The organism is Sinorhizobium mexicanum (assembly GCF_013488225.1).
GTDB lineage: Bacteria > Pseudomonadota > Alphaproteobacteria > Rhizobiales > Rhizobiaceae > Sinorhizobium > Sinorhizobium mexicanum.
Genome location: NZ_CP041240.1, coordinates 79,458 through 104,762, shown reverse-complemented (window position 1 = coordinate 104,762; position 25,305 = coordinate 79,458). Strand labels below are relative to the sequence as shown.

Below are 25,305 nucleotides of genomic sequence, written 5' to 3'. Positions count from 1 at the left end.
CTGAGTCGCACGCTACGCTTAACACAAGGAGGTGCGCAGGCCCGGCCAGCCGCCCATGGCGATGGAGAAGCTCGGCCCGGCCGCTGCCGACGGGGCGAGCTTCCCTGTGGCCCCGTTATCCTTTCCTTCCCTCGAGCGGCGCTCCGACGATCATCACGGCGGGGTCAGCGGAGAGAAGCTGTTTTGCGACCGACCGGACATCCTCCACGGTTACTGCCTGGATCAGCTGTTTCCGCCGCTCGATGTAGTCGATGCCGAGATCTTCCATCTGGATTGCGACCAGAGTGTTGGCGATCGCGCTGGATGAGTTGAGATGGTCGACGGCGTAACCGCCGATGACGTTTTTCTTCGCTGCTTCGAGCTCTTCCTCGCTGACGCCCTCCTCCGCCATCCGCCTCACCTCGGCGCGAACGAGGGACAGCGTCTCTGCGGCCCGATCCGGGCGGGTCCCCGTGCCGATAACGAGCGCCGAGGCATGGTCGTTGTTCACAAGGGTAGATCCGATGTGATAAGCGAGCCCCCGCTTCTCGCGCACCTCGTTCCAGAGCCTGGACGTGAACGCTTCTCCCCCGAGGATGTGGTTCATCAGATAGGCTGCGAAGAACCGCGGGTCTTTGTCGCTGACCCCGGCATAAGCCAGGCGCAGCCCAGTCTGGGGCAGGTCATACGGGATGCGAACCTCCTGCGCCAGCTTGGGCGCGGTTTCTGCAACCGGCACCAGGGAGGGTTCAGCAGGCAACCCGCCGAATATCCGATCCAGATCGCGCTTGAGCGCACCCGCGTCGATCGCTCCCGCCACGGCGATGGTCAGGTTGCCGCGCGCGAAAAGCCGCTTGCGAAGCTCCTTAAGATCGGAAGGTTTGGCAGTGGCAAGGGTCTGCTCGGTGCCTTCGTCCTGCCGGGAGTACGGATGCTCGCCATAGAGCGCCTTCCCCCATGCGATCTTTGCGACCGCCTCCGGATCCTTGGCCTCCGCGGTGATGCCGGAGACGATCTGAGCGCGGATGCGATCCATCGGTCCTTGGTCGAAGCGTGGCTGCTCGATGGCCAGCCGGAGAAGATCGAACGCAACATCCTTTTGATCGGCAAGCACTCGCATGGAGCCGTAGACCGCATCGCGCCCGGCGTCGAACCGCATCTCGGCGCCAGCATCGTCCAGCCGCTCCTGGAAGGCTTCTCGGTCAAGGTCGCCGGCCCCTTCGTCGAACAACCCGGCCATGAGATTGGCAAGGCCCTCCTTACCGGAAGGATCCTGCGTGCTCCCGCCCCGGAAGGCGAACCGAACGGTGACGATCGGTATCGAATAGTCTTCCACCAGCCAGGCCTTGATCCCGCTCGATGTCCTGACTTCCTGGATGGTCATGGCCGCCCGAGCCGGCATCGCGGCAAGGCCTAAGAGTACGAGCGCGACGAGCAGTGGCTTGGCGGCACCGATCGGCAGTCGGTTGAACATTGTCATCGGCTTTTGTCTCCTGAGGTCGCGCTTTCCCGCGGCAACAGATATCCCGCCACCGATCGGTCCGGATTAAGATATCTTCTGGCAACCGCCTGCACCTGCGCCGCAGTTACCGCGCGGACCCTCAACGGCCATGCCTCTAAGTCGTAAACAGTACTGCCCGTCGCAAGCGCCTTCCCGTAGATGCTGGCCATTCCCGTCTGGCTGTCGCGTGCGAAGATCATCGAGCGCACCAAGCGGTTCTTGCCCTTCTCCAGTTCAACATCGGTAACACCGGTCTCGATGATTTTCCGGACTTCAGCGTCGAGCGCGTCTTCCACCGCCTCGATCGTCGCCTCGCCCCGCGGCGAGCCATAGATCGTGAAGCTGGACGGATCGAGCGATCTTCCCTGGAAATAGGCGCCGCCCCAGGAGGCAATTCCCTGTTTCACCACCAATTCCTGATTGATCCGGCTCCGCGTTCCTCCGCCAAGAATTTCCGCCAGAAGATCAAGGGCTTCCGCTTCACCCGGCTCGGTTATTCTGTAGCAGGGCGCCACCCACGACTTTTCGAAGCTCGGTACGGTCACGCGCGGGTCGGTGAGCACGACCGTTCGTTTGGTGTTCTGCACCGGCTCCTGCGGCCTCACCCGCTGCGGCAGGTCCGGGCCGCGCGGTATGGCCCCGTAGGTCTTGTCCGCGAGCCACCACACCGTTCCGGCGTCCACATCGCCTGCCACGACCAGTATGGCGTTGTTCGGGGCGTAGTAGCGATCGTAGAACGCCACGGCGTCCCTGCGATTGAGCTGTTCCATCTCGTGCATCCAGCCGATGACCGGGATACGGTAAGGGTGATTCTGATAGAGCGTCGCCTGTGTCTCCTCCTCGAGAAGCCCCTCCGGATTGTCTTCGACCCTCAAGCGCCGCTCCTGGAGAATGACATCGCGCTCCGGCACGATCACCGCGTCCGTGAGCACGAGATGACGCATCCGGTCAGCTTCGAATTCCATCATCGTCCCGAGCGCATCCGGCGTGACAGTCTGATAGTAGGCGGTGTAGTCGGACGACGTGAAGGCGTTCTCCTCCCCGCCGATCTCTGCGACCTTTGCGTCAAACTCGCCCGCCGGGTGCTTGCTCGTGCCCTTGAACATGAGATGTTCCAAGAAATGAGCAATGCCCGATTTGCCGGGTGGCTCATCGGCGTTGCCGGCTTTGTAAAAAACCATCTGCGTGACAGTCGGCGCCCGGTGATCGGGTATGACGACCACCTCCATGCCGTTGCTCAGCAGGAAATTTCCGATCTCGGATTCGCCTCGGGGGGCCTCGACGGCAGCCGCTTCGAAGGTCATCAGAGTTTGCAGCGCAACCATGCTCAGGGCAAATGCACGTATACGCGAATTTATTCTTCCATGAATCATCGGCCGCCCTCCAAGCGAAGATGGTTGGCATTACAGCTGTTGTGGCTTGACCTATTTGGCACCGCAGCCAGGAGGGCCGGATCGAAGGCGGGCCGCTTCACGCCCTTGGCGACATCGACCAGCATGGACTGGTGCCCACCATGAATGGGCCGGCGGTAGGCGAACGCCTCATCCCCAATCAGCCGGATGGGCCCTCCTGGAACATTGCCGGTAGGCAGGCCATAGTGATCGTTGCGTCCGCGCGAGGACAACCGCGGCAGGAGCGCGCGTGCAGCGTCGGCTCGACTGTTGCTTGGCGGATTCGGGCCCTTGCCTCTACGGCATCTGGAACGTCCAGCTATGGAATGACCGGACGAAGGCACTGACAAAAAGCATGATGGTAACATTTCGACATCTCCGCGCGTTTATCTTTGATCCCATGACGCGTCTGCAGATGCCTGAAGCAATATGCGTGCCGAAGGAAAACTCTTTTAAACCAGCGTGTTCGATTGAACCGCAGTCTCGCCATGTCCAACATTGTCGTATGTCAGACAATGCCAAGCGACATCGACTTGTTGCAGGCCTGACTAGCGCAACGGACTCCTGACAGCTTCTCGTGCGGGGCCGTCGCCCCAACGACTCCGATGCGGGATCGCTTCCTCGCAATCAAGATGGCCCGCTAAGAACAACGCCGATGCCCAGCCGCGACTCCGTGCGCTACGGCGTCACTAGCCACAGCCGATCACTGATTCGGGGTAGGTGATCGTGCACGAATTTCCTTCGCCATCGACAGAATGAGCACTAGATGAATTAGTCCAGCGCCCCAGAGAGTAGCTGTTGCCCTCGCTGTCATACGACCGGGTTCTACCTGTATGTTCGGCCAGAAGGTCTTGCCCTTTCGGAGGCGGGTATGCCTAAGCCAGCCCAAGCATCCGCCATTCGCTTTGCCATCCACAGAAACGGGCAAGCTCGATCTCGTAAACCGGCTTCAGGCGGGGCCACGACGGCAAATAGTGCGGATGGGAGTGTTGAAATGCGCTGAAGTGGTGGTGGGGGAAATTTGGCTCAGGTCAGGTCAAATCTTCGATGTACCAGGCGCGATGAAACTCATTGTGGTCATCCATCTGCTCTCTGATAACGCCTAGCCATCCGCCAGTCCAAGTGTCAAACGCAGGGCGGCCGTCCGGAGTGTACAAGTTCTCGGGCATCGTTCTCATCGTGTACACCGGATTCTGCCATTCTCTCTCGTCACCCAGCTTTTTAAAGTAGTCTCCTTTCATTTCGAACTTTTCGCGGCCTCGAAATGCCAATGAAACGGACGTAAGGGAGCGCGCCTTAAGCGCGGCGGCCGTGTCAAACAAAACGCGATCAACGTCAGCCATGGTGGCGTTGGAGTCGAGATTCCAAAGGTCCAAAACGATGACGTTCGGATTGACGGCGTACTGATGGTACACCCACAGCATCACCTTATTGTTCCGTGGATCTTCCTTCTTGGCGCGGTACGCCGGCCAAGTCGCCGACACAGCATTGAAGACAACTATACCAATTACTGCAACTAAGACCGCACACAGGGCACGTTTCATTCAAAGTCCCCAAACTGCATTAGTAGCAACATGTAACCACGACCTGCGCGTGTCAATAGCTCCACCAGCTCGCGAAAACGGAAGCATTTGCATCGTCCTGTCGGGCCAAGTGGTACTGCGCATTGCCTTTGTCAGATGAGCATTTTTTCAGGTCAATGGAGCGTCAGGGCGTCGAGATACACGCCGTCGCGAGATGCCTCCATCGACGCCGGCGCGTTTTGGCCAGATTGATCAAGGCCGCGGGTTTCATGTCGTCACCAAGCGGCTTCAGCCGTGGCTGCCACGGCCCTGGAAGCAGCCGTCGGCGTTTGCGAAGCGGCAACCGACGCAGGTCGTGCCCGTCGAAAAAGAACAGATCGAAGGTGAAGAAGATATACATCCATCACGTGGATACATTCTATCAAAACAATCGATTACGCCAAGTGTCCAGCGAGGAGTATGAAGGCGTCACGGGCGGTCGGGCATTGAATCACTAAGGAGTATTTGCGATGGAAAAGTTTTTCCGGGGCAACGATGGCGCGGACACCCTCTTCGGCAGCAATGGCGACGATGTGATCATCGATTTCGCCGGCAATGACTGGATCGACTCTCGTGCGGGCACTGACCGGGCCTTCGGCGGCGCGGGAAATGACCGGGTCCTCGGCGGCGCGGGTAATGACCAAGTCTACGGCGAAGAGGGCAGCGACTATCTCTCCGGCGACAACGGCCGCGACAAACCTCGCGTTGCCGGCGAGGACAATGACTATCTCTCCGGTGGAGCCGGCGATGATGTTCTCTTCGTCGGTGACGGTAGGGATTGGCTGAAAGGGGGCGAAGGGGGCGACATGTTCGTGTTCCAGTTCCACAACCCGGCGCGCGGGTCCCACAACCCGATGCCAGGGGTGTTCCCCAAACAGGGGCCAGACCCGGATATCTCCACCATCCTCGATTTCGACCCGGCTCAGGATACCTTCGCCTTCGATGCGGCGGGCCTCTACAACGACGGCTTTGGCGCGAACTTCATTAACCACGCCAGCGTGCAGTCGGGCTACCCGGTGGACACCTTCTACAGCGGCGCTGCCTCGGGTGCGAAGGGCGAGCACGTCGTGGTGATCACCGACCAGAGTTTCGCCAGTGGCTCAGCCGCCGCGAGGGCGATTTCCGGCGAGGCCGTTGGCGACATCATAGTCTACCACGACTTCAAGACCCACACGGCCAACCTCGCCTATGTCACCTCGGCTAACAGCGTGGACGAATTGATTCACCTTTCTGATGTGCACAGTGTGGGCAACCTTGCCAATCTCCATCTGACCGCGTCGGACTTCACATTCGTCTGATTCCGCTGCTTGCCATGGGCTTAGCGCCCAGCGGACACAGCGTTTTTCAGCTTGCCGGTGAGTCCGCTGGTCGCAAACCCAATACTCCTGAAGATGGCATGGTCGGAAGCGTTCGATCGGCATGCCCCACCACCCAAATGCCGCTCGGCTTGGCGACGCGCGCCATCATGCCCGGAACCTGAGAACAACTCGAGGGCATGCCGCTCGCATTTAAATTTGAAGAAGCCACGGCTCTGCCAGCCCAGCTTATCTGTGCCGGCTCACCATCTTCGCTTCGGCGCGAGAGCCCAGATTCTCAGCTTCGCTGTATGCAAGTGACGCTTCAACGCATGCCGCTATGAAGCAATTCCTTGCGGAATTCGCATATTCGGAGTGATGCAACGCTTCACGGCAGACTTGCACCGCTCGTGCGTGCGGCATCCCCTGCCTCGGCCATTCATTCTCCAGGAAATCAAGTGCGTCGTAGGGCCCGCAGAACTGGCGCTTCATGCCGTTTTGCAACGTCACCCACACAGGGGCACGCCATGGCATTTCTCTCATTTTCGGACCTCCTCGAAGATCGTACTCAGAACCGCAAACCCCTCGTGTTCGTTCCCACGCTACAACGATTCGTTACCCTTGGTGACCCATAAGCCAAGCGGCGCAAAATATCGCGCATCAGCGCAGATCCGCGACCGGGCTGTAAGCTGGGCTGCACTCCCGAGTTCAAGTAAGCGCGCCGACAGGGGCCACCATGCGCCGCGTACTGAGCGAAACAACCGCCCCGTTCTCCGCTGACGGAAATCGATGGTGGGAAGCAAGACCTCTTTAGGCAAAGGAATCGCAAGAGACGCCACCGCAATTGCAGCCCACGTCTATCCGCCTGTGCGGCAACATTTTTTGGTTCCGCCAGCACGGAGTTCAGGCAGGGTTTGAGGAGGTTGTCGGACGGATTGCCGTATTATCTGGACGCATCCTATCGGTGCAGAGCCTCTCACCAGCAGCGAGCCGCCCGCGTGGAATGCTGCGATACAAATGCTCGCCGCTGAAATCCTAAGCGCCCTCACGACCGTAACCCCGGGGTGTCGCTTGGCATGGTGCTTGCGTGGGATCCCGGGGACAGGCGCAAGTCTTACCCGTACCGCACGGCCGATTTCTTTTCGACGGCGGAGTGAAGGAGATCGGTGCCCCAACCGACTGTGGAGGTACTTTTGACGGTGAGTGCCACAAGCCTTTGTTTTACGGCCCCCGCAACTCGACCCAATGTTGGGGCGAGATCACCGCCTCTTGCCACCCGGATTGGCAAGGCCGTGGTGATCGAGCACCGCGGCGATCAGGCTGACCGATGCCGGACATTTCACCCCGATATATCCATGGCATCGATGACCCCCATCCAAACAATCGATTGTGATTATGCTACGGCCTGTTGCATGAAGATAAACGTGATCCGAAGGCGGAGCGGCATGCATGGTGAGGAGCTGCCGGCGGGCACCAGCATGCACTCTCTTGATTGGCTACCGACGAGACAGCAATGGTGAACACAGGTCAGGCCCGGTCGGGCGAAGGGGAAACTTCGCTTCGGCGGCTCGATGCCGCCCTGAACCGGTTGAAACACCTGCACGAAACTCTCCTCGACCGGTTACAGTGCCTCGACTCCGACAATGACCAGGTTTCCAGCCTGACCGCGCCCCCGCGGACGCAGCGCTCCGAATGCATGGTTATCGTGTGGCCGGCTGCTCCTGGACACGGTGACATCGGGCCTAGGATCAATGCCGCACCCCATCTCACCGCGATCGAGCAAAAAGAACAACTCCATGGCGCTCGCGCGGATTCGGCAATGTGCTGACGCCGTGAACTACGAGGATTTATAGTTGAGGAAGCCGTCCATCCCACTCGCCAGTGTTCTTTTCTGTGCAGCACTGCTTCCCTTCGGGAGTGCCATGGCGGATCAGCTGGCAGCACCTGCACTTACGGTATCGCTGGTAACGCCGGCGCTGCGGGAGTGGCCGGAAACAATTCCTGCAAGCGGATGGCTCAAACCTTGGCAGGAAGCGGTCATCGCCTCCGAGACGAGCGGGCTTCGCGTAACGGACGTTCTGGTCGATGTCGGATCGGTTGTGACCAAGGGTCAGACGCTGGTCCAGCTTTCGCAGCAGAGCGTGCTGGCGGACCTTCGAAAGCAAGCCGCAGCCGTCGAAACCGCCAAGGCAGATTTAGCAAAGGCCAAGGCGAACGCGGACCGAGCCCGGCAGCTTGGGCCCTCGGGAGCAATTTCGGATGAGAAGGTCGCCGAGCGTTTAACTGACGAACAGATGGCAATAGCAAGCCTCGAATCCCAACAGGCCGCGCTCGACAGCCAGAAGATCAAGCTCGCTCAGACGACTGTCACTGCCGTAGACGACGGGCTGATAACGTCACGCACCGCCAATCTCGGCGCAGTCGTTTCCACTGGCACCGAGCTGTTCCGCCTAGTCCGTCAGCAGCGCGTCGAGTGGCAGGCTGAAGTTTCGGCACGCTTCCTGTCACGCATTTCGGAAGGATTGAGCGTCAGGATCAACGTCCCGGATGAGCGCCCCGTTCAGGGCAAGGTGAGACTTGTCGGACCGTCTGTCAGCACCGAGACCGGCCGCGCAATCGTCTATGTCACGCTTCCCGCCGACGTCCATCCGCCGGTCGGTCTTTATGTCACCGGCAGCATCGAGCTAAAGACGACTTCGGCCCTCACGGTTCCCGAGACAGCGATCGTGTTCCGCGACGGCATGAGCTACGTCTTTACGATCGGCAACGACAGGCGGGTGCGACGGGTCCGGGCGGAGACGGGCCGCCACAAAAACGGCGAAGTCGAGATTCTCTCCGGCATAAATCAGTCCTCGAGGATCGTGGCATCGGGCGGAGCGTTTCTGTCGGACAACGACCTCGTGAATGTCGCCGAGCAAGGCTGATGAATTTCTCCGCCTGGTCGATACTCAATCCCATACCGGCGATACTGCTCTTCGCAATGCTCACGATCGGCGGGATATTGGCTTTCGAACGCCTGCCGGTTCAATATTTCCCCGATATGGACCTTCCGAGGATCAACATCACCGCGACACTCGAGGGCGCGGCGCCGGCGCAGCTCGAAACGGAGGTTGCACGCATTATCGAGCACCGGGTGGCCTCGTTGAGTCATCTCAACCACATCGCCACAACGATCACCGACGGAACCGTCTCACTCAGCGTCACCTTCGAGCTGGAGAAGAACACCGATGAAGCTTTAAACGAGGTCCGCAATGCTGTCGACAGTGCGAAGGGGGATCTCCCGGCGCAGATGCAGACGCCGAGCGTCACCAAAGTTACCCTGCAGAGCGCCGCGCTGGTCACCTACGCGGTCCGTTCGTCTCATCTTAGTGAGACCGAGCTTTCCTGGTTCATCGACAACGACATGACGAAGGCACTCCTGTCGGTGCCGGGAGTGGGACAGGTGAGTCGCGTCGGCGGGATCGATCGCGAAGTCCATGTCGACCTCGATCCCACAACGATGGCGTCGCTCGGGGTCACTGCAGCGACTGTTTCAGCACAGTTGAAGTCGGTCCAGGTTGATACGTCGGGTGGGCTTGGAGAAATCGGCGGAGCCCGCCAGACGTTGCGGACGCTCGGCGCCGTCGCATCCGTCGAAGCCCTCAAGGGACTGCAAGTTCCGCTGCCCAACGGCCAGCAGGTCCGTCTTGACGATGTCGCTTCCGTCACTGACAGCTTCGCGGACCGGTCGTCGCTTGCCTATCTCGACGGCCAGCCAGTGATCGCTGTCGCGATCAAGCGCTCGAACGGGTTCTCGGACACCGGCGTTGCTGCCGACCTCGACGGGGTGGTAGCACAGTTCGCCGCCAAACATCCCGACGTGCAGATCGATAAAGTCTACAGCACCGTCGGGGCGGTCCTCGAGAACTATCATGGTTCGATGCACATGCTGTACGAGGGGGCGATCCTCGCCGTCGTGGTGGTCTGGCTCTTCCTGCGGGATTGGCGCGCGACGATCTTGTCGGCCGTGACGCTGCCATTGTCGGTCGTACCGACCTTCCTCATAATGTACGCCGCTGACTTCAGCCTCAATGTCATCACTCTGCTTGCACTGTCGCTGGTGGTCGGCATTCTTGTCGACGATGCCATCGTGGAGATCGAAAACATCGCTCGCCACCTCCAGATGGGCAAACGACCGATTGATGCAGCCCTCGAAGCGGCCAATGAGATCTGGTTAGCGGTGGTCGCGACCACGCTCACCCTCGTCGCGGTCTTTGTGCCGACGGCATTCATGGGCGGCATATCCGGGCTGCTCTTCCGGCAGTTCGGCATCACCGCCGCAGTCGCCGTACTCGCCTCGCTGATCGTTGCGCGCCTGCTAACGCCGATGATGGCAGCCTATTTCATGAAGCCGCATTCCACCCAGCAAAAGGATGGGCGGTTCATGCGTGCCTACATGGCGATTGTGAAGGCGTCTTTGAAGCACAGGAAGAAAACGCTCCTCGTGACCGCAGTCTTCGTCGCACTCTCGCTTTCCACCATCCCTTTCCTGAAATCCGGCTTCCTGCCGGCTGCCGACGACGCCCGGACCCGGGTGACGCTGACCCAGCAGCCCGGAGCCACGATCGACCAAATGGACACAACGGCCACGAAGGCGGCGGACATCGTAAGCAAGCTGCGCGATGTGACGCATGTCTTCTCGTCGGTCGGTTCAGCATCATCGGGTGATGGCCCGGCGATCAGTATCGGAACAGCCACGCTCGACGTCATGCTGACGCCCATTAACGAACGAGACCGCAAGCAGTCAGAGATCGAAAAGGATATCCGCTCGGCCCTCTCGGTGCTCCCCGGCGTGCGGGTTGCGGTCGACAACGGTGGCCACGGCACGCAGCTCGTCATCACCCTTGCAAGCGACGACTCCAATGCCCTTGACGAAGCAACCGAGGCGCTTGAGGAGCAACTCCGAACGCTCAACGGGATCGGAGCGGTGACTTCGACCGCTTCGAGGCAGGCGCCTGAGGTTCAGATCACCCCGGACTTTGTACGCGCAGCCGCACTCGGGGTGACGTCAAGCGCCATCGCGGAAGCCGTGCGCGTTGCGACACGTGGAGACTACTCTTCCGCACTGCCAAAGCTCAATCTGCCTCAGCGGCAAATCCCCATCGTCGTCCGCTTCAAGCCCGAGGCACGCACAAATCTCGACGACATCAGGAACATAAGGGTGCCCGGAACCCATGGCAGCGTCGATCTGGGATCAATCGCCGACATACGTATCGGCGGAAGTCCTTCCGAGATCGATCGCATCGATCAGATGCGCAACATGACTCTTTCCGTCGAGCTCAACGGCCGTATCCTGGGCGACGTCTATCGCGAGGCAAAGGCGCTGCCGGCTCTTGAGCACCTGCCGGCGGGCGTCAGGCTCGTGAAGCAAGGAGAACTTCAGCGCAGTTCGGAACTGTTCCAAAGCTTCGCTCTTGCAATGGCGATCGGCGTGTTCTGCGTCTATGCGGTGCTCGTCCTGCTCTTCCACGATTTCCTGCAACCGTTCACCATCCTCATGGCCCTTCCGCTTTCGCTCGGAGGCGCACTGCTGCCGCTAGTGGTGACAGGAACCAGCTTCTCGATGCCGGCGGTCATCGGGTTGCTGATGCTCATGGGCGTGGTGACGAAGAACTCGATCCTTCTGGTCGAATACGCGATCATGTCGCGCCGCCAGGGAATGTCGCGGTTCGATGCACTCGTCGATGCCTGCCACAAGCGCGGGCGTCCCATTGTCATGACGACCATCGCCATGGCATCGGGCATGCTCCCGGTTGCTTTGAGCCTGACGGGAGGCGATTCAAGTTTCCGACAGCCGATGGCCATCGTGGTGATCGGCGGCGTAATGACATCAACGCTACTCAGCCTTATTGTCATCCCCATCATCTTCACGTTCGTCGACGACCTGCTTGAGGCACTGAAACGGCTCGGACGCCGGACGCAGGCACGCAACGAAACCGCCGGGCAGGAAACGGATGCATTCGACAATTGCGAGCCGATTGCCTTCAAACGTAGCCCCGCCGCTCGAGGACATGGCCAGAGCTGATTATTTCCCAAAGCCCCGTACCTGTCTGTGCCGTAGAGCCCGTACAGGGGCTTGGCAGGGGCATGCCCTTTTCACAACGGACCGCCTGGCCGACCTGATGAGGACGCAGGCGATCGATCATAAGGTCGGCTCTCCGACGAATGATACGGCCGATATTCTTGATCCGGTTGCCCCCATGAAGCTTCTCGCTGTTTTATCTGCCGTCAACCGGACAGCGTCCCGGCCGGGAGTCGGGCCTGTACCAGGCTGCGCCGCGTTCGCTCTGAAAATCGACACCCCTGGTCCCGCGCGATGATGAAGTGAGCTCCGTCAACAAAGCGATGTTGCTCGATTTGACTTGAGCCTTGGTGAATGTTAGATATGGGTAATCGTTAACCCTTGGTGAAGCCGTGACCGTCTCCCTCAACGACATTGCCGAACGCGCGGGCGTCTCCGTCAAGACGGTTTCCGGCGCGCTGCACGGCGGCTCGGCCCGCATGGCCGAAACGACCAGGCAGCGCATCAAGGAGATAGCCGAGGAACTCGGCTACGTCACTAACCTCGCCGCACGCAGCATGCGGCAGGGTTGGATGCCGCTGATCGGCGTCGTTGCCGACGAGTTGATCACCTCCCCTTTCGCGACGGAAATCATCCGGGGGCTCGATGGCGCGGCGCGAGCCTCTGACATGGCCGTTTTTGCGATGACCCTGAACGGCAGCCGCGATGTGGGCGCGGTGATCGAGGACGTGCGCCGCTTTCGCCCGCGGGCGATCGCTTATGCCGCCATGTACCACAAGATCGTGGCGCTGCCCGAGGACTTTGCAGAGGCCGTCGGGGTGATGATCAATTGCCGCGAAGCGAGCGACCGGGTGACCGCACTGGTGCCCGATGAGCTTAGCGCCGCGCGTGACATTACCAGTTACCTGATCGAGGCCGGACGCAGGAATATCGCCTTCATCAACCTACCCGGCCTGCTTGCCGGCGAATTGCGCGAAGCGGGGTTCCGGCAGGCGATCGCCGAGGCGGGCTTCGATGGTCGCGGCGCCCGGGTGCTGCCGGCGGTCCGCAGAGCGATTTACAGCGACAGAGCGCACAGCCTCGTTCTGTCCCACATCACCGAGCTGATGAGTGGGCCCGACCGGCCGGATGCCATCCTGTGCGGCAACGACCGTGTGGCGATGGAGGTCTATGCGGCATTGCGCCGGGTTGGGGCGCAAATCCCCGACGACGTCGCCGTCGCCAGCTTCGACAATCAGGTCGATATTGCATCGCGTCTCGATCCGCCCTTGACGACCATGGCCCTGCCGCATCGGGCGATGGGCCGCATGGCCGCGGAGATCCTGCTTGCCGGCGACACGACCCCAGGCGAGGTTCACAAGCTTCCGTTCCAAATGGTGGAGCGGTCATCCGTATAAATCAATAGCCACGTAAAACCTGTTGAGGAGGAGAAACAGTGATGGGTAATCGTTTACTTTCGTTCCTGATGGCGTCTATCGCGCTCGGCGGCTTGGCCGAGGCAAAAACCGTCATTCACGTGATGCACCAGGGCGATCCCGGCTGGGTCTCGACCTATGGTGAAGTTGCCAAGCGTTTCGAGACCGCCAACCCGGATGTCGACATCGAGCTCATCTACGCTCCCCACGACGCCTACAACGAGAAGTTCAGCGCCGCGGTGATGTCCAAGCAATTGCCTGACGTCATGGAACTCGACGCGCCCTTCCTCGCCAACTACGTCTGGTCGGGCTACCTGCAGCCGATCGAGCCGCTGGTAGACAAGGACGTCATCGACGATATGACCGAATCCAACGTCGCGCAGGGCACCTACCCGATCGACAAGGAGCTTTACGCCGTCGGGCTGACCGACTCCTCCGTCGTCCTCTACGGCAACAGGAAATATCTCGAAGCGATCGGCGCACGCATCCCGAAGGGCGTCGATGACGCCTGGACGCGCGAGGAATTCGAGGGTTACCTCGAAAAGCTCTCGAAGCTCGATGGCGTCAAATGGCCGATCGACACCTTCCGCGGCTACGGCATCAAAACCGAATGGATTACCTATGCTTATGGCCCGATCCTGCAATCGGCCGGTTGCGATCTGATCGACCGGAAGACATGGAAGTCTGTCGGCACACTCGACAGCGATCCTTGCGTCGAGGCGCTGACGATGATGCAGAAATGGGTGACGAACGGATGGGTGGTGCCGCAATCCTCCGGCACCAACCAGTTCTTTGCCGAAGGACACCCAGCCGCGCTCGCGCTCGGCGGCCACTGGTTCTATGCCGAAGCTGCCGCCTCGATGAAGGACGACATCGTCGTCATGCCGCTGCCGAAGTTCGGGCCGAAGGGCGCCAGCCCGAACGGTACCTGGATCTGGGGCATCACCACCGCCTCCGAACATCCGGATATCGCCGGCAAGTTCGTCAGCTTCATGCTCAAGGACAAGGTATTCCGAGATTATGCGAAAGAGGATTCCGCCTATCCCGGCTTGAAGAGCTTCGCCGCAGATTCACCGCTTTACGCCGACGGCGGCCCGATGGCGGTGGCCTTCGAGCAGGCATCTAAGACGGCGGTCGCACGCCCCCCGCATCCGGCTTATCCGATCATCACCTCGGCCTTCATGGGAGCGGTGGACGAGATCTTCAATGGCGGCGACGTCAAGGCTGCACTCACCGCGGCAGCCGAGAAGATCGACGAGGATATCGAAGAGAACGACGGTTATCCGCCCTTCGACGAACAGCAATAGCGCTCGCGTGCGGCCGCGTGGCGCAAAGGCGCGCGGCCGCCGATTGAACAAGCGATGCGTTTTCAAATGAGGAGGAGATCATGACCTTGCAGCAACCGGCGCTGCCAGCAACGGCTGTCGCAGCACGCCCAGCACGGCTGAGAGACAGAGGCCGCCTGTTCCAGGAAGTCGGCATGCTCGCTCCTGCAGTGGTCTTGCTGACGATCTTCCTCGTCGTGCCATTTCTCCTGTCGTTCTGGACGGCGATGACCAACCAGCCACTGGTGCCGCGCCCGACCCCCGCCCGTTTCATCGGTTTCACTAACTTCCTGCGCATCTTCAAGGATGATCTCTTCTGGACGTCACTCTGGAACGTCTCGCGCTTCACCTTCTGGATCCTTCCGGTGCAGTGCGGCCTGGCTTTCGCCACCGCACTGCTGCTCCACCAGAAGCTTCCGTTCCGCAATTTCTTCCGCGGCGTGTTCTTCCTGCCGGCGATTACGTCGATGGTCGTCGTCTGTGTGATCTGGGGCACGCTCTTCCAGTATCCGACCGGCCCCCTCAATCAGGTGATCGGCTTCCTCTCCGGTGGCCGCATCGAGCCGATCGACTGGCTCGGCGACCCGAACTGGGCGATGTTCTCGATCGTCCTGCTGTCGGCCTGGCAGGCATACGGCTTTCAGATGATCGTCTATCTCGCCGGCCTCCAGGGCATTCCTGATGAACTCTACGATGCTGCCAGGATCGACGGCGCCAACGCATTGCAGCGCTTCTGGCACGTCACCATGCCGGGCCTGAGACCCACGCATGTCTTCGTTCTGGTGATCACCACCATCCAAGCTTTCAAGCTTTATACCCAGGTGGCGATCCTGACCCAGGGCGGCCCGAAAAGCAGCACCGAAACTGTCGTCCACTACATGGTGCGCGCCGGCTTCGAAGAGCAAAAGCTTGGTTACGCCTCGGCCGTCTCGGTCATTCTCTTCCTCATCGTTCTCGTTATCGCGCTCGTGCAGCGCCAACTCCTGAGGCGTTTCGATGTCTGATCTCGCTATCCCCACCTTGCAGACAGAGGCAAAGCGCGAGCGCTCCGCGATCGGTTCGCTGCGCCTCGTTCAGACAGCGTGCATCCTCGTTATCGCGCTCGTTATCGTGTCGCCGCTGTTCATGCTCTTGATCGCCAGCCTCAAGGACGACCGCTTTCAGATTCTGGCCGACATGGGCAGTTTCCGAGCCTTTTGGGTCTCCAACCCGACACTCTCCAATTTCGCGGAAGTGAGCAATCTCTCAGGTGAGCTCGCCTTCGGCCGCTATCTTCTGAACTCGCTGTTCATTCTCGCCTGCACGGTCGGCGCTGGCCTGGTCGTCAATTCGATGGCGGGCTTCGTGCTCGCCTGGGGTTCGCTGCGCGGCCGCGCCCTGGTCCTGTCCCTGGTCATTGCTCTCTATGTGATCCCGCAGGAGAGCATCATCATGCCGCTCGTCATCATGGTTTCGCGCGCCAGCATGACCGACACGTTTGCGGTGCAGATCGTCCCCTGGATCGCCAGCCCCCTTTACATCTTCCTGTTCTACCAGTTCTTCGCCCAGCTTCCGAAAGAGCTCTTCGAAGCGGCCGAAATGGATGGCGCCTCGGTCTTCCGCATCTACCGTTCGATCTTCCTGCCCTTGAGCCTGCCGGCGCTCGCCACCGTATCGATCCTCATGGGCATCGAGACATGGAACCAGTATCTCTGGCCCATCCTGGTAACGCAGACCGACTATGCCCGACCGATCGCTGTCGCCATCGCCACCTTCTTCGGTCAGGACAGCATCTATTGGGACCGCGCCATGGCGGCGTCCGTCCTGATGATGATCCCGATCCTCGCTCTCTACCTCGCCTTCCAGCGCTGGTTCGTGAGTTCCTTTATTGGCTCCGCCGTGAAAGGTTGATCAATGACAGGCCATACGCCCCCCTCTTCCCTTCTCGACGGCAGCCTGAAAACGCTGAGGGCCGCGCTTGCCGCCGGGACCACGCTGCATGCGTGGCTGAAGCCAGTCGATACGGGTACGCCGGCCGAGCTGAAAGCGAGCGAGGACGGACAGGAAATTGGTCGCATAACGGCGCGAAACACCGAGGAGTTCGAGTTTCGGGCGCTGCTGATCGAAACCGCCGGCGAAACCTCTTTCAGCTATGACGCCAGGACCACCAAACTCTCCATCGTCTATGCTTTTTCGGAAGCGGACGTCTTGGAAAAAGGCATCGTTGTTCTTTACAGCGGCGAGGCCAATTCGACACCCCCCGTCCCCGGCAGCTATCACTTCCGCCCGCCTTTCGGCTGGATGAACGACCCGAACGGTTTCGGCCGTTTCGGCGACAAGGTTCATCTCTTCTATCAGCACTATCCCCATAGCCTCCGCTGGAACACAATGCATTGGGGCCATGCAGTCTCGGACGACTATCTTCGCTGGAAGCACCTGCCGATCTTTCTGTTTCCGTCGGAGGGACTCTCGGCCCGCGCGGACGGCCGCGGCGGCGCCTTCTCCGGCTCGGCAATTCCCCTTGCGGGAGAGGATCCCGGGATCCGTGTCTTCTTCACCCAGCAGGTCAAGGACCGCGAGCCGGAAGAGCAGATCCAGTTGACTGCCGTCAGTCGCGACCAGATCAGCGCCGGTCCGGCGGAGATCATCCTGCCGGAACGGCCGGCCGGCCTCGACCTGACGCTCGATTTCCGTGACCCCTACGTGATCAAAGGTCCGGACGGCCGCTGGAAGATGCTCCTTGGCAGCCGCGATCACGCGGGGGGAGTAATCCTGCTCTACGAGACAGCCGATCCGGACGCCGCGGTTGGCTGGAGCTTCGTCGGGACTCTTCACCGCGAGAACCGCTTCGGCATGACGGCGGCCGAATGCCCTTGCATGGTGCCGCTCGGTGGTCCTGCCGACGATCCGCAAACCCGTTGGGCGCTGATCTTCGGACTGCTCACCAGCCGCGATCCGGCAACGGCGCGACGCAACATAACGCTTGCAACCGTCGGCCGCTTCGACGGCAGCACCTTCGTCAAGGAATTCGAGCAGGAACTCGATTTTGCCACCGACGCCTATGCCTTCCAGGCCTTCGTCGACCATTCCGGCCCCGTGGGCATTGCGTGGCTTGCGAATTGGACGGAGATTTCGAAGAGGATCGATTTTCCCACCGCCATGACGCTCCCCCGCCGGGTACTGCTTGATGAGGGTGTGTTGCTGACCCCACCGGTCGATGAGGTCGACAGCTTGCGCCAAGATTTGATCGACGAGCGCCGACTGCTTTGCGGAGACAAGGTGGAACTCGCCAACGGAGCGGTTGAGATCGTGATCGATCTCGCCGCCCCCGGCGCCGCCTTCGATCTCGAATTCGACCATCCCGACGTCGAGCTCGGTGTCCGGCTCGATCCGGAGGGCCTGAGCATCGTCTACGACGTTCCCGACGGCAAATTGCTGCCCCGCTACATCGCAGCCGGGGCAACGCCCTCGACGCTTCGCATCTTCCTCGACATGGGGTCGATCGAGGTTTTTGCCGATAACGGTCGCTGGACCGGGACCAAGCGTTTGCACGGATTTGCAGGCGTTCGTTCCGCCTACCTCAGCGCGCCCAAAGGCAATGTCGCCGCCGCAAAGATCTGGCAGCTCAAGCTCTAGCTGAGACTCAAAAGGAGAAATTTCATGGCATCCGTCTCAATGGATCAGGTTCGCAAACAATACGGCGCCGTTCCGGTGATTCATGACATCTCCATGAACATCGAAGATGGTGAGTTCGTCACCCTCGTCGGCCCTTCCGGCTGTGGCAAGTCGACCCTGTTGCGCATGCTTGCGGGACTTGAGGACATCAGCGGCGGCCAGATCCGCATCGGTGGCCGCATCGTCAACGACGTGGCTCCGAAGGAGCGTGACATCGCCATGGTCTTCCAGAGCTATGCCCTTTATCCGCACATGACCGTTGCGGAAAACATGGGCTTCGCGCTTAAGCTGAAGGGCCAGGACAGGGCCACGATCGAAAAGAGCGTGCGCGAAGCTGCCGACATCCTGGCGCTCGGGCCGCTGCTCGATCGCCTGCCGAAACAGCTTTCCGGTGGCCAGCGGCAGCGCGTCGCGATGGGACGGGCGATCGTCCGCCAGCCGCAGGTCTACCTTTTTGACGAGCCGCTTTCGAACCTTGACGCGAAGCTCCGCGTCACCATGCGCGCCGAAATCAAGGACCTGCATCAGCGGCTGAAAACCAGCACGGTCTACGTCACCCACGACCAGATCGAGGCGATGACGATGGCCGACCGGATCGTCGTCATGCGTGGCGGCAACGTCGAGCAGATCGGTAAACCGTTGGAACTTTACGACCGGCCCGCCAACACCTTCGTCGCAACCTTCATCGGCTCGCCTGCGATGAACCTCTTCGAGGGGGCAATCGCCAATGGGCAGTTTGTCACCGATGGCGGGGTAGCGCTTCCACTACCCGATGGCTATCAAGGCGGGACGGCGGCGGTCTACGGTGTCCGTCCGGAACATCTGACGATTGGCGAGCATGGTGTCCCCGCTGGTGTGGTCGTGGTCGAGCCGACCGGGTCCGAAACACATGTGCTGGCGAAGCTCGGCCCGGCAGACGTGAACCTCGTGCTGCGCGACCGGATCGATCTTCAACCCGGCCAGACGGTCATGGTCGCCCCCGACATAAAAAGGGTCCACTTGTTTACATCGCAGGGGCTACGCGCAAACTGATTGGCCTTCAGCGCACAGGGAAACTTGGCAACAGCAAGCCTTACGGCAACGCCGTGACTATCAGGTTCCTCTGGCTTCGCTATCTCGCGAGTGCTCCGCAGCGTTGCCGGACGCGCCATTGCGCCGGAATGGCACCTCCTCACGAGGCAGTGCAATTGTCGATCGGTCAACTCAAGCCATCGAAGGGGCGGCGCCCGGCGAGCTGCTGCGCGGATCGTCTCCCAATGTCTTGTCCAGACACAGTTTGGCGGGGCTTCTACATAAATTGGCAGACTGTCAAAATACAGCCAGGGGGCAATCCCGTATAATCGCCGAAATGGGCGCTGATGCGTGCCCGATCCTGGAATGAGGACCCTGCCATGACCCACCTCGACAGCCGTGGCCTACCACTCTCGACGACATCCGATCTCGCGGCAGAACACTATCGGGAGGGGGTCGACCTGCTCCTGTCGACTTGGCCCGGCACCGCGGAAGCCTTGGAGGCGGCCATCGCAGCAGACCCGGATTTCGCTCTCGCCCATGCGGCACGCGCACGCCTGCACGCCATCCGCACGGAACTGACCGAGGCGAAGGCGCGAATCGCGACGGCGGAAGAGATCGTCGCCCGGCGCGGGACCGAGAGGGAGCGGAGCCATGTGGAGGTCCTTTCGCTTGCCATCAACGGCCAGTCGGCAAAGGCGCTGCAGCGGGCGCTCGCGCACGCCGACAGCTGGCCGCGGGACATCCTGATCCTCTCGCTGCCTCTTGGTGCCTTCGGGCTCCTCGCCTTCTCGGGGATGGCGGATCACGACCAGGCGCGTGTAGATCTCTGTGAGCGCCACGCCCGGCATTTCAGCGTCGACGATTGGTGGTTCGTCACCTACCGAGGCTGGGCTCATGCCGAGAACGGCAACGTGACGCTCGGCCGAGCTCTCACGCAGCGTGGTTACGATCTCAGAACCAACAACGCGAACGCGGCGCACGCGCTGTCGCACGCCATGTACGAGGGCGGCGCGGGCGAGGACGCCGAGAGGCTAATCGCGGACTGGCTGCCTCGCTACGACCGCACCGGCATCCTCCACGGGCACATCGCCTGGCACGCGGCGCTGGGCGCCCTGGAGCGGGATGATCCGGAACGCGCGCTGGCGATCTACGCGGATTGCATCCAGCCATCGGTTACGGCCGGAATGCCGGTCAACGTGGTCAGCGACACGGCCTCCTTCCTGTGGCGGCTCCAGGCCTATGGCCACACGGTGCCGGCGGGGCTGTGGGCGGCGGCGGCCACCTATTCCGGGGAATATTTCCAGAAGGCCGGCTTCGCCTTCGCGGATGTCCACATGGCCATAATCGCGGCGGCAGTCGGCGACAAGGCTGCAGTCGAGCAACGTGTGCAGGTGTTGACTGGCTTGATCGATGCCGGAGCCTTGGCCGCGGGGCCAGTCGTACCGGCGATCTGCCGCGCCGCCTTGTCCTTTGCCGACGAGGATTACGCAGGCTGCGCCCGAATCCTGGAGCCGGTCGCAGTCGACGTCGCGCGCATCGGCGGCAGTGGCGCCCAGCGCGAGATGATCGAAGACATGCTCCTCCTCGCCCTCATGCGGAGCGGCGAAGCCGTGAAGGCCCGTGCGCTGCTCGACCGCCGCCTTCATCGTCGCCCGTCGCCGCGCGACACGCGCTGGCACGGCCTGCTCGCAGCGTGAAGATCCCTATGTCACATGCGAGTAGCAAGGTTGCGACCGGACTCCGGGTCGAGCGAGTGCGGAATCTCGACGTCGTGAGGTTCGCGACCGGTCACCCACTTGTTCAGGTCCTTCACGGATTCAACAGTGTCCTAGACGCAAAGTCCTATCTCGAAAGCGCGCTGTTTAACGACGATGTCGTCGAGGGTCTGAAGCCGCTTCTGGCCGCCGCCCCGGAAGTCCGCATCTACGCCGTGGCCTAAGCCCGGCTGTACTGGAGGGCCCGGATATCCGGCCCTCACTCTTCACGAGGAGCTGTCCCTTGTCACAATCCATTCTGATCGTTGGCGGCGGGCTTGCAGGCCTGACCGCGGCCCGGCTCCTCCATCAAGCCGGCCTCGGCTTTCAGCTTCTTGAGGCCCGTGAGCGCCTGGGCGGACGCATTCTCTCCATCGACGCCAGCGGTGAACCATCGGGCGACGGCTTCGATCTTGGCCCCTCGTGGTTTTGGCCCGACATGCAGCCAGCGCTCTGCAACTTCGTCCACCATCTCGGGCTGAACTACTTCGAGCAGAACAGCGATGGCGACGTGATCTTTCAGCGGATGTCCCGCGAAGCTCCTCAGCGCTATCGCGGAATACGGCAGGAACCGCAGTCCATGCGGCTCGTCGGGGGCACGGGTGCGATCATATCGACGCTTGCCGAAAGCCTGCCCGCAAAAAGCATTCAACTGAATGCCCGCGTGACGCACGTCTCGCTCGACGGCGAAGGCGTCGTTGTGCAGTACGTCGATGCGAGCGGGTCGTCCCATAAAGAGCAGGCGGCGCATGTTCTGTTCGCACTGCCGCCGCGTCTCATCGAGGCAAAGTTTTTGTTTTCGCCAGCGCTCGACTACGCGACAGCCGAGCGATGGCGGAAAACCCCGACCTGGATGGCGCCACATGCCAAGTTCTTCGCACTCTATGACCGCCCATTCTGGCGCGACGCCGGCCTCTCGGGAACGGCGCAAAGCATGGTGGGGCCCCTGGTTGAGATTCACGATGCGACAACCGCCTCGGGCCGAGCCGCGCTTTTTGGCTTCGTCGGCGTCCCGGCGGGTGAGCGCGCATCGGTCGGACGCGATGCAATCATCGCCGCTTCGGTTCAGCAACTCGCCCACATGTTCGGGCCGGAGGCCACCAGTCCCCGCGCGACATTGTTCAAGGACTGGACGGACGACCCGTTGACTGCAACTGCGGACGACAGGCAGGCCGGTGGCCATCCCACCCCCGATCGACGGCCATGGGTCAACGGAAAATGGCGCGATTATATTTCGCTCGCCGGGAGCGAAACCAGCATCAGTGAACCTGGGTACCTGGCCGGTGCGGTCGAAGCCGCCACCCGGATCACAACCGAACTCATCGGCAGACTGAGCAAGGTCGAGACGCACACATTCACGGCTTTCACCGAAGCATCCCAAACCGTGGGGAATTGAAACCATGAAGACTACCTATCGAGCCATGCAGGTCACGACACCCGGTCGTCTGGAACTGGTGGAGCGGCCAACGCCGGAGCCAGGGGTGAATGAGGTGCTGATCGCCGTCGAAGCCTGCGGTATCTGCGGCGCCGATGCCAGCGATATCGACCGGGCCGATCCGGCGCTGGATCCGCCTCGTGTTCCCGGTCACGAGGTCGTCGGCTGCATCGTAGCACTCGGTCCAAACACGCCATCGATCTGGAAGGTGGGACAGCGCGTCGGCGTTGGCCGTCTGGGCGGTCATTGCAACGAATGCGGCGAGTGCCGGCGAGGACGTTTCAACCTCTGCCGCAACCGACCGATTGTCGGATCTTCCTGCGACGGCGGCTATGCCGAGATGATGATCGCGCGTGCAGCAGGCCTTGTCTCTATCCCGGACGAATTGTCGTCAGAAGAAGCGGCACCCATCCTCTGCGCGGGTGTCGCCACGTTCAATGCCTTGAAAAAATCGGGCGCCGAAGCGGGTGACACCGTCGCCATTCTCGGAATCGGAGGCCTCGGCCACATGGCGCTCCAATATGCCCGCAGGATGGGATTTCGGGTGGTGGCGGTAGGTCGAGGCGAGGATATCGCCACCGATTCGTTGAACCTGGGCGCGCATCGCTACATCGACATGGAGAGCGAAAACGCCGCAGATGTGCTGAACGGGTTGGGCGGCGCGAAAGCGATCCTGACCACGACCGGCAATCCGACAGCCGTTACCGCGCTGATGCCCGCGCTACAGCCGGAGGGGCGTCTGATCGTGCTTGGCGTCGGCAAGGATCCACTGCCGGTCTCGACAGGATACCTGGTGGGGGCTGAGCGGGGCATTATCGGCTCGATCACCGGCTCCCCGTATGAGAACGAAAAGACGCTTGATTTCAGTGTGCTTACGGGTGTGCGACCGATGATCGAGACCATGCCGCTGGAGAGAGCCCAGGAAGCCGTCCAGAAGATGAGATCCGGGGACGCGAAGTTCCGGACCGTGCTCACGATGGGAGACCAGATCAATGCGCATCAATGAAGACCTGACGAAACCGGTTATCGTCCATTCGGCCAAGCTCGACTGGGTCGCCAGTCCGTCCGCCGGCGTCGATCGCCGCATGCTCTATCGCGTCGGCGGCGAAGTTGCGCGCGCCACCACGATCGTGCGCTATGCGCCGGGAAGCGCCTTCCCCCGCCACGTCCATAGCGGCGGCGAGGAAATTCTCGTGCTCGAGGGCACGTTCCAGGACGAACACGGTGACTATCCCGCAGGCTGCTACTTCCGCAACCCGCCCGGCACCTCCCATGTGCCGGCGTCGAAGGATGGCTGCACGATCTTCGTGCGTCTCTGGCAGTATCGCGAAGGCGACGAAACGCAGATCGTTCGCCAGCCTGGCGAGGGTGAGACAGCACCCTTGCGCGAGGGAGCCGAGGCAGCGCGTATCCTGTTCGACGACGGGCAGGAACGCGTATCGATCGAGCGCTGGCGGCCCGAGGCCACCATAACGGTCGAAAATTTCCGCGGCCTCGAATTCCTCGTGCTTTCCGGCAGCCTGACAGTTGGCGCCGAGCAACTGGAAGCGCAGAGCTGGGGGCGTTTGCCCGCTGGCCTGCCGCTTGAGGCGATGACCGGACCCGAGGGCGCTGATATCTGGATCAAGGATGCGCCCCTTCAGCACCCGGACGTGCTGCAGGCTTGAAACACCGCTGAAACTTAGGCCCCGCCGTTGCGGCACGGCTATCCCACTGCAACGGCAGCCTTGAGCCGGGCAATCGCCTCGTCCACCGTGGCCCGCGGACAGCCGAGGTTCACACGCAAATAGCCATGCCCCTCCATGCCGAACTTCTGCCCCTTGTCGAGCCAAATCCGCGCCGTGGTCAGCATGAACGTCTCGAGCGCTACGGCATCCAGGCCCAAAGCCCGGCAATCCATCCACGCCAGATAAAGTGCGTCCGCCGGAAGCACCTTGAGGCCGGCGTTCAGTCCGTTGATCTCGCTCGCGAAATGCGCGTGATTGGCCCGGACATAGGCAAGAAGGCTTTCAAGCCACGTCTCGCCATAGGTGTAGGCGGCCTCGGTGGCAACCATGCCCATCGAGTTCACCTTGGGGTAGAGGTTGCGCTCCAACTGGCGCTTGAATTCTGCCCTAAGGCGCGGGTTGGGAATGAAGGCATTCGCGCATTGCAGGCCCGGCAGGTTGAAGGTCTTGGAGGGCGCGGTGCAGGTGATCGACTGCTCCGCGAACGCCGCGGACAGGCTGGCGAACGGCACATGCCGGCGGGCCGGGTTCATGATCAGGTCCTGGTGAATTTCATCGGAGACAACGAGAATTCCGCGGCGGGCGCAGATCTCGCCCATGCTGCGCAGTTCATCTTCCGTCCAGACATTCCCCGTCGGATTGTGCGGGTTCGAGAGGATGAAGATCTTCGTGTTCGGGCGGATCGCAGCCTCGAATACGCCGGCGTCGTAGCGATAGCCGGTCTCGGTCCGGATGAGCGGCGCACTGATGGGAAGCCGTCCGTTGAGGAGCACGTCGTCGTGGAAATGCGCATAGACCGGCGGCTGGATCAGGACACTGTCGCCTGGAGCCGAAAAGGCCTGCACGATGGTCTTGAGCGCAGTGATCACGCCTGAGACCGGCACCACCCAGTCGGGTACGACCTCGAAGCCGAAGCGGCGCTGTTGCCAGCCGGTCACGGCGTCAATGTAGCTCTCACGCGTGCCGGCGGAGTAGCCGAACATACCGGCCTGCGCGGCCCCGACCAGCGCATCGATCACCGGCTGGGGCGTGCGGAAATCCATGTCGGCGACCCACATCGGCAGCGGATCGGCATTCGCCGCCTCCGGCGGTAGGAACGCCTTCGCACAATCCCATTTCAGCGAATTCGAGCCGCGGCGATCGATCAACTCATCTAGGCAGTTTGTGTGTGCGCGAATATTCATAGGGGACC

20 protein-coding genes are annotated in these 25,305 nt (G+C 61.4%); 15 read left to right on the top strand and 5 right to left on the bottom strand.

The window, feature by feature from the left end:
• Nucleotides 1-115: 115 nt before the first annotated feature.
• The 3 genes from FKV68_RS22665 to FKV68_RS22655 form a co-directional block, all read right to left on the bottom strand.
• A complete protein-coding gene (locus FKV68_RS22665) occupies nucleotides 116-1,459 on the bottom strand; it encodes a M16 family metallopeptidase (RefSeq protein ID WP_180942211.1) in 1,344 nt (447 codons plus the stop codon).
• A complete protein-coding gene (locus tag FKV68_RS22660; RefSeq protein WP_425347611.1) occupies nucleotides 1,456-2,805 on the bottom strand; it encodes a M16 family metallopeptidase in 1,350 nt (449 codons plus the stop codon). Before FKV68_RS22660 ends, FKV68_RS22665 begins: the two co-directional genes overlap by 4 nt.
• A gap of 1,097 nt (nucleotides 2,806-3,902) precedes the next feature.
• A complete protein-coding gene (locus FKV68_RS22655) occupies nucleotides 3,903-4,415 on the bottom strand; it encodes a hypothetical protein (RefSeq protein ID WP_180942209.1) in 513 nt (170 codons plus the stop codon).
• A gap of 488 nt (nucleotides 4,416-4,903) precedes the next feature.
• Between FKV68_RS22655 and FKV68_RS22650 the strand changes: the two genes are divergently transcribed.
• Nucleotides 4,904-5,731, top strand: coding sequence for a calcium-binding protein (locus FKV68_RS22650; protein WP_180942208.1), 828 nt, complete (start codon nucleotides 4,904-4,906; stop codon nucleotides 5,729-5,731).
• A 246-nt stretch (nucleotides 5,732-5,977) separates the two neighbouring features.
• Here the strand turns inward: FKV68_RS22650 and FKV68_RS22645 are convergent, their stop codons facing one another.
• A complete protein-coding gene (locus tag FKV68_RS22645; RefSeq protein ID WP_245181601.1) occupies nucleotides 5,978-6,220 on the bottom strand; it encodes a DUF982 domain-containing protein in 243 nt (80 codons plus the stop codon).
• Between the two features lie 1,021 nt (nucleotides 6,221-7,241).
• Between FKV68_RS22645 and FKV68_RS22640 the strand changes: the two genes are divergently transcribed.
• The 14 genes from FKV68_RS22640 (at nucleotide 7,242) to FKV68_RS22575 (ending at nucleotide 24,053) form a co-directional block, all read left to right on the top strand.
• Nucleotides 7,242-7,556 (top strand): hypothetical protein, encoded by a 315-nt coding sequence (locus tag FKV68_RS22640; RefSeq protein ID WP_180942206.1) that lies wholly within the window; start codon nucleotides 7,242-7,244, stop codon nucleotides 7,554-7,556.
• A gap of 25 nt (nucleotides 7,557-7,581) precedes the next feature.
• Entirely contained in the window at nucleotides 7,582-8,652 is a 1,071-nt protein-coding gene (locus tag FKV68_RS22635) for an efflux RND transporter periplasmic adaptor subunit (RefSeq protein ID WP_180942205.1), read from the top strand.
• Nucleotides 8,652-11,792 (top strand): efflux RND transporter permease subunit, encoded by a 3,141-nt coding sequence (locus FKV68_RS22630; RefSeq protein ID WP_180942204.1) that lies wholly within the window; start codon nucleotides 8,652-8,654, stop codon nucleotides 11,790-11,792. The genes FKV68_RS22635 and FKV68_RS22630 overlap by 1 nt, the downstream gene beginning before the upstream one ends.
• Before the next feature lie 389 nt (nucleotides 11,793-12,181).
• Complete coding sequence (locus FKV68_RS22625; RefSeq protein ID WP_180942203.1) at nucleotides 12,182-13,186, top strand: LacI family DNA-binding transcriptional regulator; 1,005 nt, start codon at nucleotides 12,182-12,184, stop codon at nucleotides 13,184-13,186.
• Nucleotides 13,187-13,227: 41 nt separating this feature from the next.
• Nucleotides 13,228-14,511 carry an ABC transporter substrate-binding protein gene (locus FKV68_RS22620; RefSeq protein WP_180942202.1) on the top strand — a complete coding sequence of 428 codons (1,284 nt, stop codon included), beginning with the start codon at nucleotides 13,228-13,230 and terminating at the stop codon, nucleotides 14,509-14,511.
• An 80-nt stretch (nucleotides 14,512-14,591) separates the two neighbouring features.
• A complete protein-coding gene (locus FKV68_RS22615) occupies nucleotides 14,592-15,533 on the top strand; it encodes a carbohydrate ABC transporter permease (RefSeq protein ID WP_180942201.1) in 942 nt (313 codons plus the stop codon).
• A complete protein-coding gene (locus FKV68_RS22610; RefSeq protein WP_180942200.1) occupies nucleotides 15,526-16,419 on the top strand; it encodes a carbohydrate ABC transporter permease in 894 nt (297 codons plus the stop codon). Before FKV68_RS22615 ends, FKV68_RS22610 begins: the two co-directional genes overlap by 8 nt.
• A 3-nt stretch (nucleotides 16,420-16,422) precedes the next feature.
• A complete protein-coding gene (locus FKV68_RS22605) occupies nucleotides 16,423-18,144 on the top strand; it encodes a glycoside hydrolase family 32 protein (RefSeq protein WP_180942199.1) in 1,722 nt (573 codons plus the stop codon).
• Nucleotides 18,145-18,168: 24 nt separating this feature from the next.
• Complete coding sequence (locus tag FKV68_RS22600; protein WP_180942198.1) at nucleotides 18,169-19,215, top strand: ABC transporter ATP-binding protein; 1,047 nt, start codon at nucleotides 18,169-18,171, stop codon at nucleotides 19,213-19,215.
• Between the two features lie 359 nt (nucleotides 19,216-19,574).
• Nucleotides 19,575-20,894, top strand: coding sequence for a tetratricopeptide repeat protein (locus FKV68_RS22595; RefSeq protein WP_180942197.1), 1,320 nt, complete (start codon nucleotides 19,575-19,577; stop codon nucleotides 20,892-20,894).
• Nucleotides 20,895-20,902: 8 nt separating this feature from the next.
• On the top strand, nucleotides 20,903-21,136 hold the full coding sequence (locus FKV68_RS22590) for a hypothetical protein (RefSeq protein WP_180942196.1): 234 nt from the start codon (nucleotides 20,903-20,905) through the stop codon (nucleotides 21,134-21,136).
• Between the two features lie 59 nt (nucleotides 21,137-21,195).
• Nucleotides 21,196-22,347, top strand: coding sequence for a flavin monoamine oxidase family protein (locus FKV68_RS22585; protein WP_180942195.1), 1,152 nt, complete (start codon nucleotides 21,196-21,198; stop codon nucleotides 22,345-22,347).
• A gap of 4 nt (nucleotides 22,348-22,351) precedes the next feature.
• Entirely contained in the window at nucleotides 22,352-23,392 is a 1,041-nt protein-coding gene (locus FKV68_RS22580; protein ID WP_180942194.1) for an alcohol dehydrogenase, read from the top strand.
• Nucleotides 23,379-24,053, top strand: a complete 675-nt coding sequence (locus FKV68_RS22575) for a cupin domain-containing protein (protein ID WP_180942193.1) — start codon at nucleotides 23,379-23,381, stop codon at nucleotides 24,051-24,053. The genes FKV68_RS22580 and FKV68_RS22575 overlap by 14 nt, the downstream gene beginning before the upstream one ends.
• Nucleotides 24,054-24,091: 38 nt before the next feature.
• Here FKV68_RS22575 and FKV68_RS22570 read toward each other — a convergent pair whose 3' ends face one another.
• On the bottom strand, nucleotides 24,092-25,297 hold the full coding sequence (locus FKV68_RS22570; RefSeq protein ID WP_180942192.1) for a MalY/PatB family protein: 1,206 nt from the start codon (nucleotides 25,295-25,297) through the stop codon (nucleotides 24,092-24,094).
• Nucleotides 25,298-25,305: the final 8 nt, after the last annotated feature.